This is a genomic window from Sphingopyxis sp. HIX (assembly GCF_001468285.1).
GTDB lineage: Bacteria > Pseudomonadota > Alphaproteobacteria > Sphingomonadales > Sphingomonadaceae > Sphingopyxis.
The window spans coordinates 21,576-36,349 of sequence record NZ_LNSB01000030.1 but is presented as its reverse complement, the minus strand read 5'-3'; the positions used below and the strand labels follow the sequence as shown (position 1 = coordinate 36,349).

Below are 14,774 nucleotides of genomic sequence, written 5' to 3'. Positions count from 1 at the left end.
CCGTTCAGGGAGACGAAATGAGCCTCGAGATTCCGACGAGCCCGTTGACGAGCACGCCGAACGCGATGACCGATCCCATCGCGATGGCAAGGGTGACCAGCAGCCGTTGCCAGACCGAAAGCCTGTTTTCGCCCCCGAAGAATTTGGCGATCGGATGATCCGGCTCGAGCCAAGCCCCCCCGCTCCCGGAATCGGCAATCGATCCGGTCTTTCGAGGCATGGAGGGTTCGAGATCGCCGGGGCCGTCGCCTTCCCCCGCCGATGCCCCCTTGTCGGCGGCAATCGGCCCGCTGGGAAGGCTCACATTTTCATATACCAAATTGGTATCGGACGACGCCGGCGGATTATCGAGGGGGATCGGGGGGTTGTCGGCGAGCATCTTGGCGGCGACGAAGCGCGAATTGGTGCCGAGCTTGCGGCAAGTCGCCTTCAACCTTGCATCGACGGTGTGCGGCGACAGGCCGAGTTCGCGCGCGATCGCTTTCGACCCCAGCCCTTCGCCCACCAGGCGCAGGCATTCGATCTCACCCTCGCCGAGGCTTTCGATCAACCGCTTGGCATCGCTGTCGGGATGCGAATCTCGTGTCATTCCAAACGACTTGCCCCTTTGCCGGGACGCTTTGCGCGACCTGATTGCCCGTTACCATGCGTCGTCACGCTTCGGTAACCCTAATTGCGACGCTTCCGTAGCGCATTTTCGACCAATTACAGGGCGCGCGGGCATGCCGGTCTGGGCGTCGGGGTACCGTATCGGCGGGTGGCGGCGCCAGAAACAGGCCAGAAACAGGTAAGCCCCGTCGCATTTCTGCGGCGGGGCTCCCTAGGTTCCGTCCTGAGACGAGAACCAAATCCACTCTTTCTTTCGATCAAGTAGGCCTATGAAACGCTAGGGAATGCCGTTGGTTCCCGCGAACGCGATTTTTTTGCCGCGCCGACGATCGCTTGTGCCGGCTTCCCGCCACCACCGGCCGGCCACAAGGCCCCCGCCGCGACCGTCCGCGTTGAGGCAGCGCTGAAGCCGAATGCTCTTTCAGCGGTTGGGATTGAGGCTCGCCATCACGCCCGCGGACGACTTAATTTGCCGCCTCTTGCTCTCGCCTTCGACAGCCACTAGCCCGAATTTCTGGCCATAGCCCAGCATCCATTCGAAATTATCGAGCAGCGACCAGTAGAAATAGCCGCGCACATCGGCGCCGCGTATCATCGCTTGCCGGACGCCGGTGATCGCAGACTCGATAAAGGCGGCGCGCCGGGCGTCGTCCTCGCCCACATAGCCGTTCTCGGTGACGATAATTGGCACCTTCCAGCGCCCTGCGATCCAATCGCACACCGCCCCGATCGCCTCGGGCCGGTCCTCCCAGCCCATCGTCGTCGGCACGCCGCCCGCCGCGATGCCGACGCTGCCGTCGGCGCGGCTCGTCATGCGCGAATAGGTCTGGATGCCGACGAAATCATCCTCGCGCGCGGCGTCGAGGAAGGGCGCGTACCAGGTTTCGCGCCGCCGGTCGCGCATCGCCTCGGCGCCCGGCTCGGCCGCCTCTTCGTGGATCGCCAGCGTCATGCCGACCGCGAGTTCGGCGCGCTCGGCGCGGATCGCTGCGCGCGCGGCGCGGTGCGCGGCGAGCCCGTTGCCGAAGATCGCCTCGGCATCGGCGTAGAGGAAGAAGGCCGAAAGCGGTCCGCCGAGCGCGCGCTCCGCCGCCGCGCGCTGCGCGGCGGTCGCGCGGGCCTGGAAATAGGGCGCCGCCATCGCGGGCAGGTTGAGCTCGTTGATAGTGCAGACCAGCGCGATGTCGTCGAGCGCACGCACGACGCGCGCCGCCTGCTCGGCGAACAGCGAGGGGAAATCGGGCGCCGCGAAACCGCCGCGGCGCGCGAGCCAGCGCGGCTGGGTGAAATGGTGGAGCGTCACCACCGGCGCGATGCCCCGCGTCAGGCAGGCCTCGACCATGCGCCGGTAATGATCGAGCGCCGCTTCCGACACATGGCCGCGTTCGGGCTCGATCCGCGCCCATTCGACCGAAAAGCGATAGGCGTTGAGGCCTAAGTCGGCGACGATCGCGATGTCCTCGGCATAGCGGTGATAATGGTCGGCGGCGTCGCCCGACGGCTCGAGGAACAGCGAGGGCGCGGCATGTTCGAGCGCCCAGCAGTCCGAATGGACGTTGTTGCCCTCGACCTGATGCGCCGCGGTGGCGGTGCCCCACAGGAAGTGCGGCGGCAGGCGTCCGGTCATGCGCGCGGATCGCGGCTGGAAAAATTGAAGATATAGGCGCGCCGCGGCCGGTCGGTCGTGCGGTTGCCCGAGGTGAAATGCGGCGTCCCGTAATTATGCACCGTCGCGCCCCCCGCCTTCAGCGGACAGGCGACCGCCGTGTCTAGGTCGAGCGCCGCCTCGGGATCGCGAATCGCGAGCAGCCGCTGGCTGTAATCGGCGTCGCCGCCGGCAATATAATGGTCGAGCAGCGGCGCACGATGCGCGCCGGGGATGAAATGCATGCAGCCGTTTTTTTCGTCGACGTCGTCGAGCGCGACCCAGAACTGGACATATTCGTCCGCCGGGATCGCCGTTCCCGCGGGGGTGAAGGGCATTTCGGCATAGCTGTAATCCTGGTGCCAGGGCGTCGTCGCCAGCTGTCCGGGCTCCTTGTAGATCAGCATGTCGAACACCGGCTTGGGGTCGGGGACGCCGAGCAGCGCGCGCGCGATGTCGCGCGCGGCACCCAGCGCTTCATTGTCGCGAAAGATCGAGTGATAGGCCGAGGGAATCATGATCTGGCGCGTCGTCAGCCCCAGCGGATGGTCGGTCGCGCTGACGTCGATCTCGCCGCCCAGCATCGCGTCATAGACGCGCGCGATCTCCGCGACCGCTGCTGCGCCCGCGAGCTTCGGAATGGCCAGGAATCCGTCGCGCCGGAACCGCTCGACATCGATCTGCTGCATCTCTCATCCTCTCTCGGCGACGTACCCGAACGGCCACCGCCGCCCCTCTTTAGATTAAATCGAACCATTGACAAAATGCAATATTCGGTCGAATCTATGGCATATTAAAAATAACGATAAATTTGTCGGGAGAGGGATGATGCCGAGAATGCGGAGGATTTTTGCGTGCGCGACGGCGATGCCGCTCGCATTGCTCGCGCTGGCGCCGGTTTCCGCCGCGGCGCAGGACCAGCCCGAAGCCAGCGATAGCGACGCCGACAAGGCGGTCATCATCGTCACCGCGCAACGGCGCGCCGAGGATGTCCAGGACGTGCCGATCACGGTATCCGTCGCCACCCAGCGCCAGCTCGACATCCAGAACGTCACCACGACCACCGATCTCGTCCGCGCGGTGCCGGCGCTGACCGCGACCGACCAGGGGGTTTTCCAGGTCCGCGGCATCGGCACGCGCGGCTTCGGACGGTCGGCCGAGCAATCGGTGTCGGTGGTGATGGACGGGGTCGTGCTCGGCCGCGGGCTGACCAACGCGCTCTACGACGTCGAAACCGTCGAGGTCCTGTCAGGGCCGCAAGGCACCTTGTTCGGCAAGAACTCCAACGCGGGGTTGATCAACGTCACCACCAAGGCGCCCAAGCTGGGCCAGACCGAGTTCATCGGCCATTTCAACATCGGCAATCGCGATTATATCCACGGCTATGCGATCGCGAACCTGCCGCTCGGCGATACGGCGGCGCTCCGCATCAGCTATCGCCATACCCGCACGGGGAAAGTCGTCTTCAACGAATTCTACGACGAATGGGACCGCAACACCGACGACGGCGTGCGCGCGCGGTTCCGCTGGCAACCGAGCGATCGGCTGACCATCGACCTGTCGGGCGACTATCAGCGCCTCGCGAGCAACGGCGTCAACGGCTCGGCCGACTTCGCCGGCGTCGGGGTCCAGGTCGAAGCGCCGAAGGGCTCGGCGCTCGAGGCCACGCTCGCGGCGTGCGGCATCGTCGCGAGCCCGCGCAACAACAAGACCTGCGGCGACAGCCTGCGCGTCGCGGGGGTCGACGAGGGCGACACCTATGGCCGCGAAAACTACGGCGGATCGCTCGCGATCGACTGGGAGTTCGCCGACGGGCTGACCTTCACCTCGATCACCGCGCTGCGCAAGACGCGCAAGGGTGAATTCGGCGTCGACGCCGACCTCGCCGGCGAGTTCGCCGATACGGTCCCGGCGAACCTGCTCGACCGCAACCTGATCCCCTATAATTCCAAGACCTGGAGCCAGGAGGCGCGCATCGCCTCCTCCACCGCCAATGCGCTGAGCTTCGTCGCCGGCGTCTATTATGCGAAAACCGACACGCTCGACGTGATCGATCAGAGCGGCACGCTCGGCTTCAATCTCGGCGGGCTCGAGTTCCGCCGCAACCCCACCTTCATCATCAACCAGCGCGATTATGCCGCCTTCGGACAGATCGACTGGCGAATCACCCCCGCGCTCAAGGTCTTCATCGGCGGGCGCGTGACCCACAACGACCTGAAGGACTATAGCTTCAACTCCTTCGATCGTTCGGTCACCGTCGGCGGCCCCTATATCTATACCGGCGACACCGGCTTCTTCTCGGTGCTTCCGGTCAACAGCTGCACGCTCGCCGGCGGCCTTCCCTTCGCCGAGCTCACACCGGCGCAGCGGGTCCCCTGCCCCGCGGGCACCAGCCTCACCGAGCCCGCGCGGGTCAAGAAGACCGGCTTCAGCGGGACCGCCGGCATCACCTATGAGCTCAGCCCCGATACGATGCTCTTCGCGCGCTATGCCCGCGGCTACAAGGGGCCGTTCCTCAACGAATCGGTGACCTACACGCCCAGCCTCGCGCAGCAGCCGCTCAAGGTGAATCCCGAATATGTCGACTCGATCGACCTCGGCATCAAGACCCGGCTCTTCGATCGTTTCGCCTTCAACCTCAGCGCCTTCTACAGTAAGTTCGACGGCTATCAGACGACGATCTATGTCCCGCCGGTTCCGCCGCAGGTCGTCATCAACTTCATCCAGGGCAACGCCGACGGCACGACCACCAAGGGGATTGAGGCGTCCTTCTACGGCAATCTGACGCCCAATTTCAGCCTGTCGGGCGGCATCATCTACAACGAGGCGAGCTACGGCAAGGACTTCCGCGTGCCCTGCACGACCGATCCGAGCGGCGTCTGCCCCGCGCTCCGCCAGCTGCCCTTCGCACCGCGCTGGAAGGCGACCTTCGCGGGCGAATACAAGCGCGCGATTACCAAGAATATCGAGGGTTTCGCCCAGTTCGACCTCGATTATTCGGACAAATATAATTACGGCTCGAGCCCCGGTAATCCGACCTCGCCGTCGCGCTATCTGCTGGGATTGCGCGGCGGATTGCGCTTCAGCGAAGGCCGCTTCGGCGTCGCCGCCTTCTGCCGCAACTGCCTCGACAAGCGCTATCCGATCACCACCACCTTCGACGGTTTCGCGGGCTTCAACGGCGCCTTCACGCCGGCCACCCCCGGCGGCCCCGCACCCGTCGGCGGCTCGTTCGTCCAGTTCCTCACGATCGATTCCTATCGCGTGTGGGGCCTGACGCTCGACGCGAGTTTCTAGGCCTCATGGTACAATCGATGAGCCCTTCCAGTCCACCCAACACCCGCGACGGCAGCACCGCGCCGCCGCGGCTGCTCGCCGGTATCAGCTTCCTGACGCCGGCCGAGCTGCCCGACTGGTCCGCGGGCCCGCGCGGCGACCGCGCGGCGATCTATGCGACGCTCAAGGCCGCAGGTTACGAAGCGATCCAGACATTGGAACCGCAAGCGGCGATCGACGCGGGGCTGATCCCGACGGGGATGATGCGCATCTTCGACGATATCGGCCAGATGCGCGACCAGGCGATGCGGTGGCGCGACGCGGGCTGCGACTGCTCGACCGTCCAGCTCGGCACCGGGCTCGAAAGCGACGCCGAAATGCGCCGTCTTGCCGGGGCGCTGCTGGCGATCGCGCACGAACTCGGCCACCCCATCTATCTCGAGACGCACCGCGCGACGATGACGCAGGACATCCGCCGCACGCTCGACCTGATCGCCGACCTGCCCGAACTGCGCTTCAACGGCGATTTCGGCCATTGGTACATCGGCCACGAGCTGACCTATGGCGACATGGACATGAAGTTCGACGCGATGCGCCCGGTGTTCGAACGCACGCGCTTCATGCACCTGCGCGTCTCGTCCAACGCCTTCGGCCAGCTCACCGCGAGCGACCCCGCCGAGGTCCGCCACCTCGACTATTACCGCCGCATGTGGACCGCGAGCTTCGAGGGTTTCCTGCGCAGCGCCGCGCCCGGCGACTATTTCGCGGTACACCCCGAACTGTTGCCCGCGCGCGCCTTCTATCCGAAGATGGTCCGGGGACCCGACGGCGAATGGCGCGAGGAGAGCGATCGATGGACCGAGTCGGCCTTTTTGATCGCGGTCGCGCGCCAATGCTTCGCCGAGGCCGAAGCCGCGCTTTGCGCCGCATGATCCGTGCGGCGCTGGCGCTGATGTTCACCGCGCTGGTATCGCAGCCCGTCCAGGCCCGCTCGCTGGGCGGCGAGCCGGTGACCGTCACGGCCCCCGCGGGATCGCTCGAAGGCCGCATCCACGACGGCGTCGATGGCTTTGCCGGCATTCCCTATGCGGCGCCCCCGGTGGGCGACCTCCGCTGGCGGCCCCCCGCCCCCGCGCCCGCCTGGACGGGCACGCGCGCCGCCGCGGACTTCGGCAACGACTGCCCGCAGGTGCGTTTCGACGGCGACGCGACGCCCTCGACCCAGGCGATGAGCGAGGACTGCCTGTTCCTCAACCTCTGGCGCCCTGCCAAGGCCGCGCGCAAGCTGCCGGTGATGGTCTATATCCACGGCGGCGCCTTCGTCGCGGGATCGTCAGCGTCGCCGACCACCGACGGTGCGAACCTTGCGCGGCGCGGCGCTGTCGTCGTCAGCTTCAACTATCGCCTCGGCCGCTTCGGCTTCTTCGCGCACCCCGCGCTCACCGCCGAGGCCGGGGGCAAACCCGACGCCAATTTCGCTTTCCTCGACATGATCGCGGCGCTGAAGTGGGTGCAGGCGAACGCCACGGCCTTCGGCGGCGACCCCCGCAACATCACGATCTTCGGCGAATCGGCGGGCGGCGCGGCGGTCGATTTCCTGATGGCCTCGCCCGCGGCGCAGGGCCTGTTCCACAAGGCGATCGTCATGTCGGGCGCCAACCGCGAACCCTATGCGCGGCTGAACGCCGACCGCGCCGCGCGCATTTCGGGTGAGAAGGCGGGCGCCGCCTTCGCCGCCAAGGCGGGGCTGACCGACCCCGATCCCGCCACGCTCCGCGCGCTTTCCGCCGACGTCGTGCAGGGCCAGCTCGCGATGTGGGACATGCAGGCCGACCGCTTCAACGGCCCGATCATCGACGGCCGCACCGTGCTCGCCGATCCGGTCGAGCGCTTCGAGACGGGCGCGGTGCCGCTGATCCCCTTCATGGTCGGTTCGACCGGCGCCGAGCTCAGCGAGCAGCCCTATGCCCCGGCGATGATCGAATATCTGAAGAGCCAGAACGACGCCGCGGCGATCGCCGAGCTCGTCCGCGCCTATGGCGACCCGCTGCCGCCGGCACTCGTCGACCATTATTTCTTCACCGAGGGCGCGCGCGGCTTCGCGCGGATCATGCACCGCCATGGCGCGCCCGCGTGGCTCTATGTCTTCGACCATGTCGCCGAGGCCGACCAGGCCACGCGAAAAGGGGCCGCGCACGCCTCCGACCTCGCCTATCTGTTCGGCAACCTGCCCGCGACCGCCGGGCCGTCGGACCGCGCGGCGGCAAAGCTGATGGGCGACTATTGGGTCAATTTCGCACGGCACGGCCGTCCGAACGGCGCGGGCCTGCCCGACTGGCCGCAGCTCGGCAGCCGCGACAATCTGCTGCTGATCCGGAACGGGTCCGCGACGATCGAACAGCGGCGCGACGCCGCGCGCCTCGACGCCGTCGAACGCGCGGCCGCGATGCGCCGCGCCAGGGAGAAGAGCACGCCATGACGCAGCACAAGCTGAGCACTGCCAAGAAGATCGGCTTCACCCTCGGCGACTATGCCAGCAACCTCTATTGGCAGAGCGTCTCGATCTTCCTGCTCTTCTTCTACACCGACGCCGTAGGCATTCCCGCGGGGACCGCAGGGCTCATCTACATGGTCGCCTCGATCATCGACGCGCTACAGGATCCCGTGATGGGGTCGATCGCCGACCGCACGCGCAGCCGTTGGGGCCGCTACCGGCCCTATATCCTGTTCGGCTGCGTGCCGCTCGGCCTTTCCTTCGTGCTGCTCTATTGGCGCCCGCCCTTTTTCGAAGGTACCGCGCTGATCCTGTGGATGCTGTTCACCCATGTCGTGTTCCGCACCGCCTATACCGTGGTCACCATCCCCTACACCTCGCTGAACGCGCGGCTCACCGACAACAGCGACGAACGCTCGACGATCGCCGGCTGGCGGATGATCTTCGGCGTGCTCGCGGCGCTCACGATCATCTATTTCACTTTCCCGCTCGTCACCCGCTTCGGCGGCAGCAACGCCACGACGGGCTTTACTTGGGCGGCCGCGGCGTTCGCGGTGATCGCCACGGCAATCTATCCGCTCGTTTTTCGCATCACCCACGAGCCGCCCGAAAGCGGCGGCGACGAAGCGAAACTCGACATGCCCGGCTATTGGCGCGCGCTCGCGCCGAACACCGCCTTTTGGGCGCTGATCGCGGCGACGGTCGCGGCGTTCGTGTGCTCGGTCGCGCTCGGCAAGTCGGTGCTCTATTATTTCAAATATGTTCTCGAGGACGAACCCGCCTCGCGCACCGCGCTGATCGGCATGTCGGCGACCGGGCTTGTCGCCATCCCGCTATGGGTGTGGATCACCAAATATATCGGCAAGCGCAACGCGTGGTTCGCCGGCACTGCAATCGGCATTGTTCTGCTCACGATCTTTGGGCTCTTCGATTTCGACACGCCGCTCGTCATGACGATATGGCTGCTCGTCTGGAGCCTCGGCACGCTCGGGCTGGCGCTGACCTTCTGGTCGATGCTGCCCGACACGGTCGAATACGGCGAATGGAAGACCGGGCAGCGGACCGAAAGCTTCATCTTTGGCCTGTTCCAATTCTTCCTGAAAGTCGCCCTGGGGGTCGGTGCCGGCCTCTTAGGCTGGCTGCTCGAACGCGTCGGCTATGTCGCCAATGCACAGCAGTCGCCCGAAACGATCACCGGGATCAAGGACATCATGATCTGGCTGCCGGGCCTCGGCTTCGTGCTCGCGGGCCTGGCGATGATCTTCTACCCGATCCGCAAGGGCACCCACGAGGCGATCGTCGAGGAGCTGGCGGCGCGCCGAGCCGCCCCAACTGCGCCGGATGCATAAATTAGATCGAAAATAGCCTTTATTTGATCTATTAGATATATTATGACGCCTCACGAGGAGATAGTCATGGATGCCGAAGCGCGCCTGAAGGCCTGGAACGAGCATGGATTTTTCGTGATCCGCGGCCTCGTCGATCCGGCCGAGGCCAAGGCGGTCGAGGACGAAGTGATCGCGCACATCCGCGCGCATCCGCCCGAAGATCATCCGGGCGAGACCCTCTACCAGGCGGGGGCGAGCGACTATGCGATCTTCCCCGAGAAGGAACCGAGCCCCGGCGCGGTGAACCCCGAGGACCGCATCGCCAAGGTCTTCAACTGCCACAGCGAGGGCGCGACGCGGCGCATCGCCGAGAGCGCGGCGGTCGCCGACGTCGTCGAGGGCCTGCTCGGTCCCGACATCGACTGTTTCCAGAGCCAGTTCATCTTCAAGAACCCCGGGGTCATCGGCCAGCCCTGGCACCAGGACAGCTATTATTTCCGCTTCGACCGCCAGCCGCAGGTCGGCGTCTGGCTCGCCCTCAGCCGCGCGACGCTCGAAAATGGCTGCCTGTGGGTGCTGCCGGGGTCGCACCGGGGCTCGATCCACGAGCATGTCCCCGACCGCCGCCCCGCCGCGAACCGCGCCTATACCGAGATCGTCAGCGAGGACGACAGCGCACGCGAACCCGCGCTGATGGAGCCCGGCGACGTGCTCTTCTTCCACAGCTTCCTGATGCACATGTCGACCGACAATGTCGCCGACGAGCGCCGCGCGGCGATGGTCTATCACTACGGCCGCTCCGGCACCCAGCCGGTGAACGCCGAAGCCGCGGCGTCGCTCGCTCCCGTCAACCGCTGGATTCCCATCCGCCGCAAAAAGGCCGAGGCCGCATGAACGCCCCCTATCGCATCCATCCGCAGAACAAGGATTTCACCTGGACCGACGCGCCCGACGCCGGGCTGCGCCGCGTGACGCCCGAACAGAAGAGGCAGTTCGACGAACAGGGCTATTTCATCCTGCAGGGCGCCTTCACCGACGCCGAGCTCGACACCGTCGAGGCGGCGATCGACCCGCTCGAGCATCGGCACGAGCGCGCGATCCGCGCCAAGGAGGAAGGCCGCGAGGGGATTTCGACCGCCGACGCGATCACCTTCACCGGTCATATCGTCAAGCAGTCGCCGATCCTCAAATCCTTCGCCGCGCACGAGGTCATCGCCGACGTCTGCCACGACCTGATCGGCCCCGACGTGCGCCTCTATTGGGACCAGTCGGTGTACAAGAAATCGGGGGTGCCGCAGGAATTCCCGTGGCACCAGGACAATGGTTATACCTTCATCGAGCCGCAGCAATATCTCACTTTCTGGATCCCGCTCGTCGATGTCGATGTCGAGAACGGCTGCCCGTGGATTGCGCCGGGGCTGCACAAGCTCGGCACGCTCGAGCATTGGATCACCCCGATCGGGCTCAAATGCCTCGAGGAGGCCGAGGACGCCGTCCCCGCGCCGGGCAAACGCGGCGACATCATCATCTTCTCGTCGCTCGCGCCGCATCGCACCGGCCCGAACCTCAAGGCGGGGACTGTGCGCAAGGCCTATATCCTCCAATACGCCCCCGACGGCGCCGAGGCGTGGACGCGCGAGGGCGACCGCGTGCCGCAGACCGACCCCGACCGCCAGTTCCCGATCCTGAAGGGCGGGAAACGCCCGTGACCCGCGACGAACTGGACGCCTATGCCGAAGCCTTCCGCCGCGACGGTTTTGTCCATGTCCCCGGCGTGATCCCCGCGGACGAGCTCGCCGCCTATGCCGCCGCGGTCGACGAAGCGGTAGCCAAACGCAAGGCGAACGATACGCGCACGCTCGACGAAAAATCGCCCTACGAGCAGAGCTTCCTCCAGTGCCAATATATCTGGGAGGATTTCCCCGGCGTGCGCCCGCTCACCTTCCACCCGAACGTCGGCGAAGTCACCGCCGCGCTGCTCGGCGCCGAGCGCGTGCGGCTCTGGCACGACCAGGCGCTCTACAAGGAAGCCGGCGGGCGCGAGACCGAGGCGCATCAGGACCAGCCCTATTGGCCGATCGTCGAGCGCGACACCGCGACCGCGTGGATTCCGCTGATGAAGGTCGACGCAGCGATGGGCTGCATGGGCTACGTCCCCGGCTCGCACCGCGGCGAGGCCGAATATGTCGACATCTTCGGCACCCCCGGCGACGGCAAGCGGCTGGTCGACAAATATGCCGATACCCCGCCGGTCTTCATCGAATGCGCGCCGGGTGACGTGATCTTCCACAACGGTTACACCACGCACATGGCCAAGGCGAACCGCTCCGACCAGACGCGCCGCGTCTACACCGCGATCTACTTCGCCGACGGATCGCACCGCGGCGGCCCGCGGCCGCACCCGTCGGTCGACCGCGACGCGATTCCCGACGGCGGGGTCATCGACGGCGGCGCGACCCCCGTGACCTGGCCGCTCGCAGGCGGACGCATTCCCGATCCCGAGCCGTGGCCCGAGGCGACCGGCCTCGAATGGCGCGAGCGCGCCGAGCGGCTCGGCATCATCCCCAAGCGCGCATGACGCGCCTGCCGATCCGCCAGCACGGTCCGCTCTTCCTCGACGCCGACGGCGGGCAGGTGATGCTGCGCGGAGTCAACCTCGGCGGCGACTGCAAAGTGCCCCCCGGCCAAGGCACCCATGTCTTCAGCGACTTCGCCGATCACCGGACGGTATCCTTCATCGGCCGCCCCTTCCCTCTCGAAGAAGCCGACGAGCATCTCGGCCGCATCGCCCGCTGGGGGTTCAACACGCTGCGGCTGCTGACCACATGGGAGGCGGTCGAGCATGCCGGGCCCGGCCTCTACGACACCGCCTATCTCGACTATTTCGCCGAGGTCGCGCGCAAGGCGGGCGAGCATGGCCTCCACCTCTTCGTCGACTTCCACCAGGACGTGTGGAGCCGCATGTCGGGCGGCGACGGCGCCCCCGGCTGGACCTTCGAGGCGGTCGGGCTCGACTTCGCCAAATTCGACGCCGCGGGCGCCGCGCACGTGATGCAGGCGCGCTACGACTATGCCTCGCCCGAAAAGCTGCAGGCCGCCTATCCGCGGATGAGTTGGGGGTCGAACTATCGCCTGCCGGCCAACGGCATCATGTGGACCTTGTTCTGGGCCGGGCGGACGGTGACTCCCGACTTCCTGATCGACGGCGTCAATGTGCAGGACTATCTGCAGGGCCATTATCTCGGCGCGGTCGACCAGGTCGCGCGGCGGCTCGCCGCGATGCCGCACGTCCTGGGCTTCGACAGCCTCAACGAACCCAGCCTCGGCTGGGCGGGACAGCCGATCGCCTATCGCCACCTCGCGGCGTCCGACGCCAACCCCGAACGCCCGCGCATCGGCCCCGCGCTCGCGCCGCTGGACGGGCTGGCGATGGCGCGTGGGCTTAGCGTCGAGGTCCCCGTGCTCACGCGCGACGCCGCCGGCGCGGCGGTGCCGACGACGACGCAGCTCTTCAATCCGGGCGGCGTCTCGATCTGGCGCGAGGGGGCGAGCTGTCCGTTCGAGACGGCCGGCCGCTATCGCATCGAAGACGGCGCCGCGGTCGCGACCGGCGCCGACGTGATCGCCGCGATCGACCCCACTGACGATATCTATCGCCCCTTTTTCAACAAGGTCGCCGACACGATCCGCGCGCACCAGCCCGGCTGGTCGCTCTTCGCCGAGATGGACGTCTTCGCGCATCTGGCGGGTCGCCGCTTCCCCGCCGACCTGCCCGACCGCACGGTCAACGCCAGCCACTGGTACGACATGGGCATGCTCTATCTGAAGCGCTTCGACCCCGCGAACCACCGCGACGCCGCGACCGGCCGCGCCGAAACCTCGCTGGGCGCCATCAGCGCGCGCTATCAGCGCCAACTCGGCGGTTTCGCCTCGGAAGGCGCGGACTTTGCGGGCGGCGGCGCCCCGACGCTGATCGGCGAATTCGGCATCCCCTACGACCTCGACGACGGCGAGGCCTATGATCGCTGGGCGGCGGGCGAACGCGCCGTGTGGGACCAGCACGAGGCCGCGCTGACACTGATGTACGACGCGATGGACGCGCTCGGCCTCCATTCGACGCAGTGGAACTACACCGCCTCGAACCGCAACGACCTCGCCGTCGGCGACGGCTGGAACCAGGAAGATCTGTCGATCTGGTCGATCGACCAGCAGACCGGCAGCGGCGATCCCAGCGACGGGGGTCGCGCGGTACCCGGCTTCAGCCGCCCTTGGGTGCGCCGCGCCCAGGGACGCATCCGCGGCGTGGCGTTCGCGCTCGAAACACGCCGTTTCACCGCCGAGATCGACGCCGATGCCGGCATCGGCGGCGTCACCGACCTCTATGTCCCGCTTGTCCATTATCCGGCAGGCTTTGTCCTACGCTGCGAAGGCGTGCCCGCCGAGGTCGAACTCGATCCGGCCGGCCAGCGCGCGGCGATCCGCGCGACCGCAAGCGGGCCGATGCGGATCGAAATCCTGCCCGCGGGATGATCAGACGGCGCGCGGTCGCCCGCGCTTCTTCTTCGCGCTGCCGCGCAATTTGCCCTTGATCGCATCGCGCACCGGCTGGCTCGCGGCGAAATAATCGTCGATCAGCGCCAGCGTCCGGCCCGTATCGCGCGCGACCAGCGCGTCGACGATCGTGCGGTGCATCGTCAGCACCTCGCCGTCGGCGCTGCGGCGATCCTCGCTCGGATCGGCGAACAGATTCACATAGCGTTCGAGGCGAAAGCCGATGTCGCCGAGCAATTGCATCAGCAGCGGCGAGCGGCAGCCGGAGACGAGCGCGCCGTGAAATTCCCAATAGGCGCGCTGCCATTGCTCGCGCGCCTCGGGCTCGCCGTCGGGTTCGACGACCTTCGCCTTCGACGCGCGGTGCAGCTGGACGACGACGCGCTCTTCCCATTCGTCGTCGGCGAGGTCGATCGCCATCTCGATCGCGAGTTTGTACAGCCGCTGGTACACCGACAGAACATCATCATAATCGGCGAGCGACACCGGCGCGACTCGATAACCCTTCTGATGCTCGTGCACGACGAGTCCGCTCTCGGACATCAGCAGGATCGCTTCGCGGATCGGACTGTGTCCGACGCCGTAGAATTGGACGAGATGCTCGACCTTCAGCCGCTCGTGCGGCTCGAACACGCCGCGCACGATATCTCGCCGCAGCCAAAAAGCCGCAGCTTTCGAAGGATTTTGTGCAGGATCGAACGGACCCGATACGCCTTGGTCCGAAAAGGTCGAAATCGATGGAATATCGGTGGTCACGCCGTTTTCCATACGGCAAATCCGCCGCATGTCTAGTCGATCGCTTCTGCTGGCCGTTTGGCGACTGTCCGCTTCGACCCAAACGGAACGGACAGCGGAAGTCGCTGGGCATCCG

12 protein-coding genes are annotated in these 14,774 nt (G+C 66.6%); 8 read left to right on the top strand and 4 right to left on the bottom strand.

Annotated elements, in window-relative coordinates; all coding sequences use genetic code 11:
• Positions 1 to 4: 4 nt before the first annotated feature.
• From ATE62_RS14750 to ATE62_RS14740, 3 genes are all read right to left on the bottom strand, one after another.
• Positions 5 to 550 carry a helix-turn-helix transcriptional regulator gene (locus ATE62_RS14750; protein WP_058808475.1) on the bottom strand — a complete coding sequence of 182 codons (546 nt, stop codon included), beginning with the start codon at positions 548 to 550 and terminating at the stop codon, positions 5 to 7.
• Between the two features lie 480 nt (positions 551 to 1,030).
• Positions 1,031 to 2,236, bottom strand: a complete 1,206-nt coding sequence (locus ATE62_RS14745) for a glycoside hydrolase family 1 protein (protein ID WP_156420563.1) — start codon at positions 2,234 to 2,236, stop codon at positions 1,031 to 1,033.
• A complete protein-coding gene (locus tag ATE62_RS14740) occupies positions 2,233 to 2,943 on the bottom strand; it encodes a phytanoyl-CoA dioxygenase family protein (RefSeq protein WP_058808474.1) in 711 nt (236 codons plus the stop codon). The genes ATE62_RS14745 and ATE62_RS14740 overlap by 4 nt, the downstream gene beginning before the upstream one ends.
• Before the next feature lie 148 nt (positions 2,944 to 3,091).
• On the opposite strand from ATE62_RS14740, the gene ATE62_RS14735 reads away from it, so the two are divergent.
• The 8 genes from ATE62_RS14735 (at position 3,092) to ATE62_RS14700 (ending at position 13,882) form a co-directional block, all read left to right on the top strand.
• Positions 3,092 to 5,551 (top strand): TonB-dependent receptor, encoded by a 2,460-nt coding sequence (locus ATE62_RS14735; RefSeq protein ID WP_197412021.1) that lies wholly within the window; start codon positions 3,092 to 3,094, stop codon positions 5,549 to 5,551.
• Positions 5,552 to 5,568: 17 nt separating this feature from the next.
• Positions 5,569 to 6,462, top strand: a complete 894-nt coding sequence (locus tag ATE62_RS14730) for a hypothetical protein (protein ID WP_058808472.1) — start codon at positions 5,569 to 5,571, stop codon at positions 6,460 to 6,462.
• Complete coding sequence (locus ATE62_RS14725) at positions 6,459 to 8,009, top strand: carboxylesterase/lipase family protein (protein ID WP_058808471.1); 1,551 nt, start codon at positions 6,459 to 6,461, stop codon at positions 8,007 to 8,009. The genes ATE62_RS14730 and ATE62_RS14725 overlap by 4 nt, the downstream gene beginning before the upstream one ends.
• Positions 8,006 to 9,373: an MFS transporter gene (locus tag ATE62_RS14720; protein ID WP_058808470.1), complete on the top strand. Its 1,368-nt coding sequence runs from the start codon at positions 8,006 to 8,008 to the stop codon at positions 9,371 to 9,373. The genes ATE62_RS14725 and ATE62_RS14720 overlap by 4 nt, the downstream gene beginning before the upstream one ends.
• 66 nt (positions 9,374 to 9,439) lie before the next feature.
• On the top strand, positions 9,440 to 10,246 hold the full coding sequence (locus tag ATE62_RS14715) for a phytanoyl-CoA dioxygenase family protein (protein ID WP_082662831.1): 807 nt from the start codon (positions 9,440 to 9,442) through the stop codon (positions 10,244 to 10,246).
• On the top strand, positions 10,243 to 11,061 hold the full coding sequence (locus tag ATE62_RS14710; protein ID WP_058808469.1) for a phytanoyl-CoA dioxygenase family protein: 819 nt from the start codon (positions 10,243 to 10,245) through the stop codon (positions 11,059 to 11,061). Before ATE62_RS14715 ends, ATE62_RS14710 begins: the two co-directional genes overlap by 4 nt.
• Positions 11,058 to 11,930, top strand: a complete 873-nt coding sequence (locus tag ATE62_RS14705; protein WP_058808468.1) for a phytanoyl-CoA dioxygenase family protein — start codon at positions 11,058 to 11,060, stop codon at positions 11,928 to 11,930. The genes ATE62_RS14710 and ATE62_RS14705 overlap by 4 nt, the downstream gene beginning before the upstream one ends.
• Positions 11,927 to 13,882 carry a glycoside hydrolase family 5 protein gene (locus ATE62_RS14700; protein ID WP_058808467.1) on the top strand — a complete coding sequence of 652 codons (1,956 nt, stop codon included), beginning with the start codon at positions 11,927 to 11,929 and terminating at the stop codon, positions 13,880 to 13,882. Before ATE62_RS14705 ends, ATE62_RS14700 begins: the two co-directional genes overlap by 4 nt.
• On the opposite strand, the gene ATE62_RS14695 is transcribed toward ATE62_RS14700, so the two are convergent.
• Complete coding sequence (locus ATE62_RS14695) at positions 13,883 to 14,671, bottom strand: GntR family transcriptional regulator (protein WP_058808466.1); 789 nt, start codon at positions 14,669 to 14,671, stop codon at positions 13,883 to 13,885.
• Positions 14,672 to 14,774: the final 103 nt, after the last annotated feature.

Bases quoted from the DNA above. Each gene is read 5' to 3' on its own strand.
- ATE62_RS14730 (WP_058808472.1), top strand. From the start codon at position 5,569: ATGAGCCCTTCCAGTCCACCCAACACCCGCGACGGCAGCACCGCGCCG.
- ATE62_RS14740 (WP_058808474.1), bottom strand. From the start codon at position 2,943: ATGCAGCAGATCGATGTCGAGCGGTTCCGGCGCGACGGATTCCTGGCC.
- ATE62_RS14745 (WP_156420563.1), bottom strand. From the start codon at position 2,236: ATGACCGGACGCCTGCCGCCGCACTTCCTGTGGGGCACCGCCACCGCG.
- ATE62_RS14725 (WP_058808471.1), top strand. From the start codon at position 6,459: ATGATCCGTGCGGCGCTGGCGCTGATGTTCACCGCGCTGGTATCGCAG.
- ATE62_RS14695 (WP_058808466.1), bottom strand. From the start codon at position 14,671: ATGGAAAACGGCGTGACCACCGATATTCCATCGATTTCGACCTTTTCG.
- ATE62_RS14720 (WP_058808470.1), top strand. From the start codon at position 8,006: ATGACGCAGCACAAGCTGAGCACTGCCAAGAAGATCGGCTTCACCCTC.
- ATE62_RS14710 (WP_058808469.1), top strand. From the start codon at position 10,243: ATGAACGCCCCCTATCGCATCCATCCGCAGAACAAGGATTTCACCTGG.
- ATE62_RS14715 (WP_082662831.1), top strand. From the start codon at position 9,440: ATGGATGCCGAAGCGCGCCTGAAGGCCTGGAACGAGCATGGATTTTTC.
- ATE62_RS14700 (WP_058808467.1), top strand. From the start codon at position 11,927: ATGACGCGCCTGCCGATCCGCCAGCACGGTCCGCTCTTCCTCGACGCC.
- ATE62_RS14735 (WP_197412021.1), top strand. From the start codon at position 3,092: ATGCGGAGGATTTTTGCGTGCGCGACGGCGATGCCGCTCGCATTGCTC.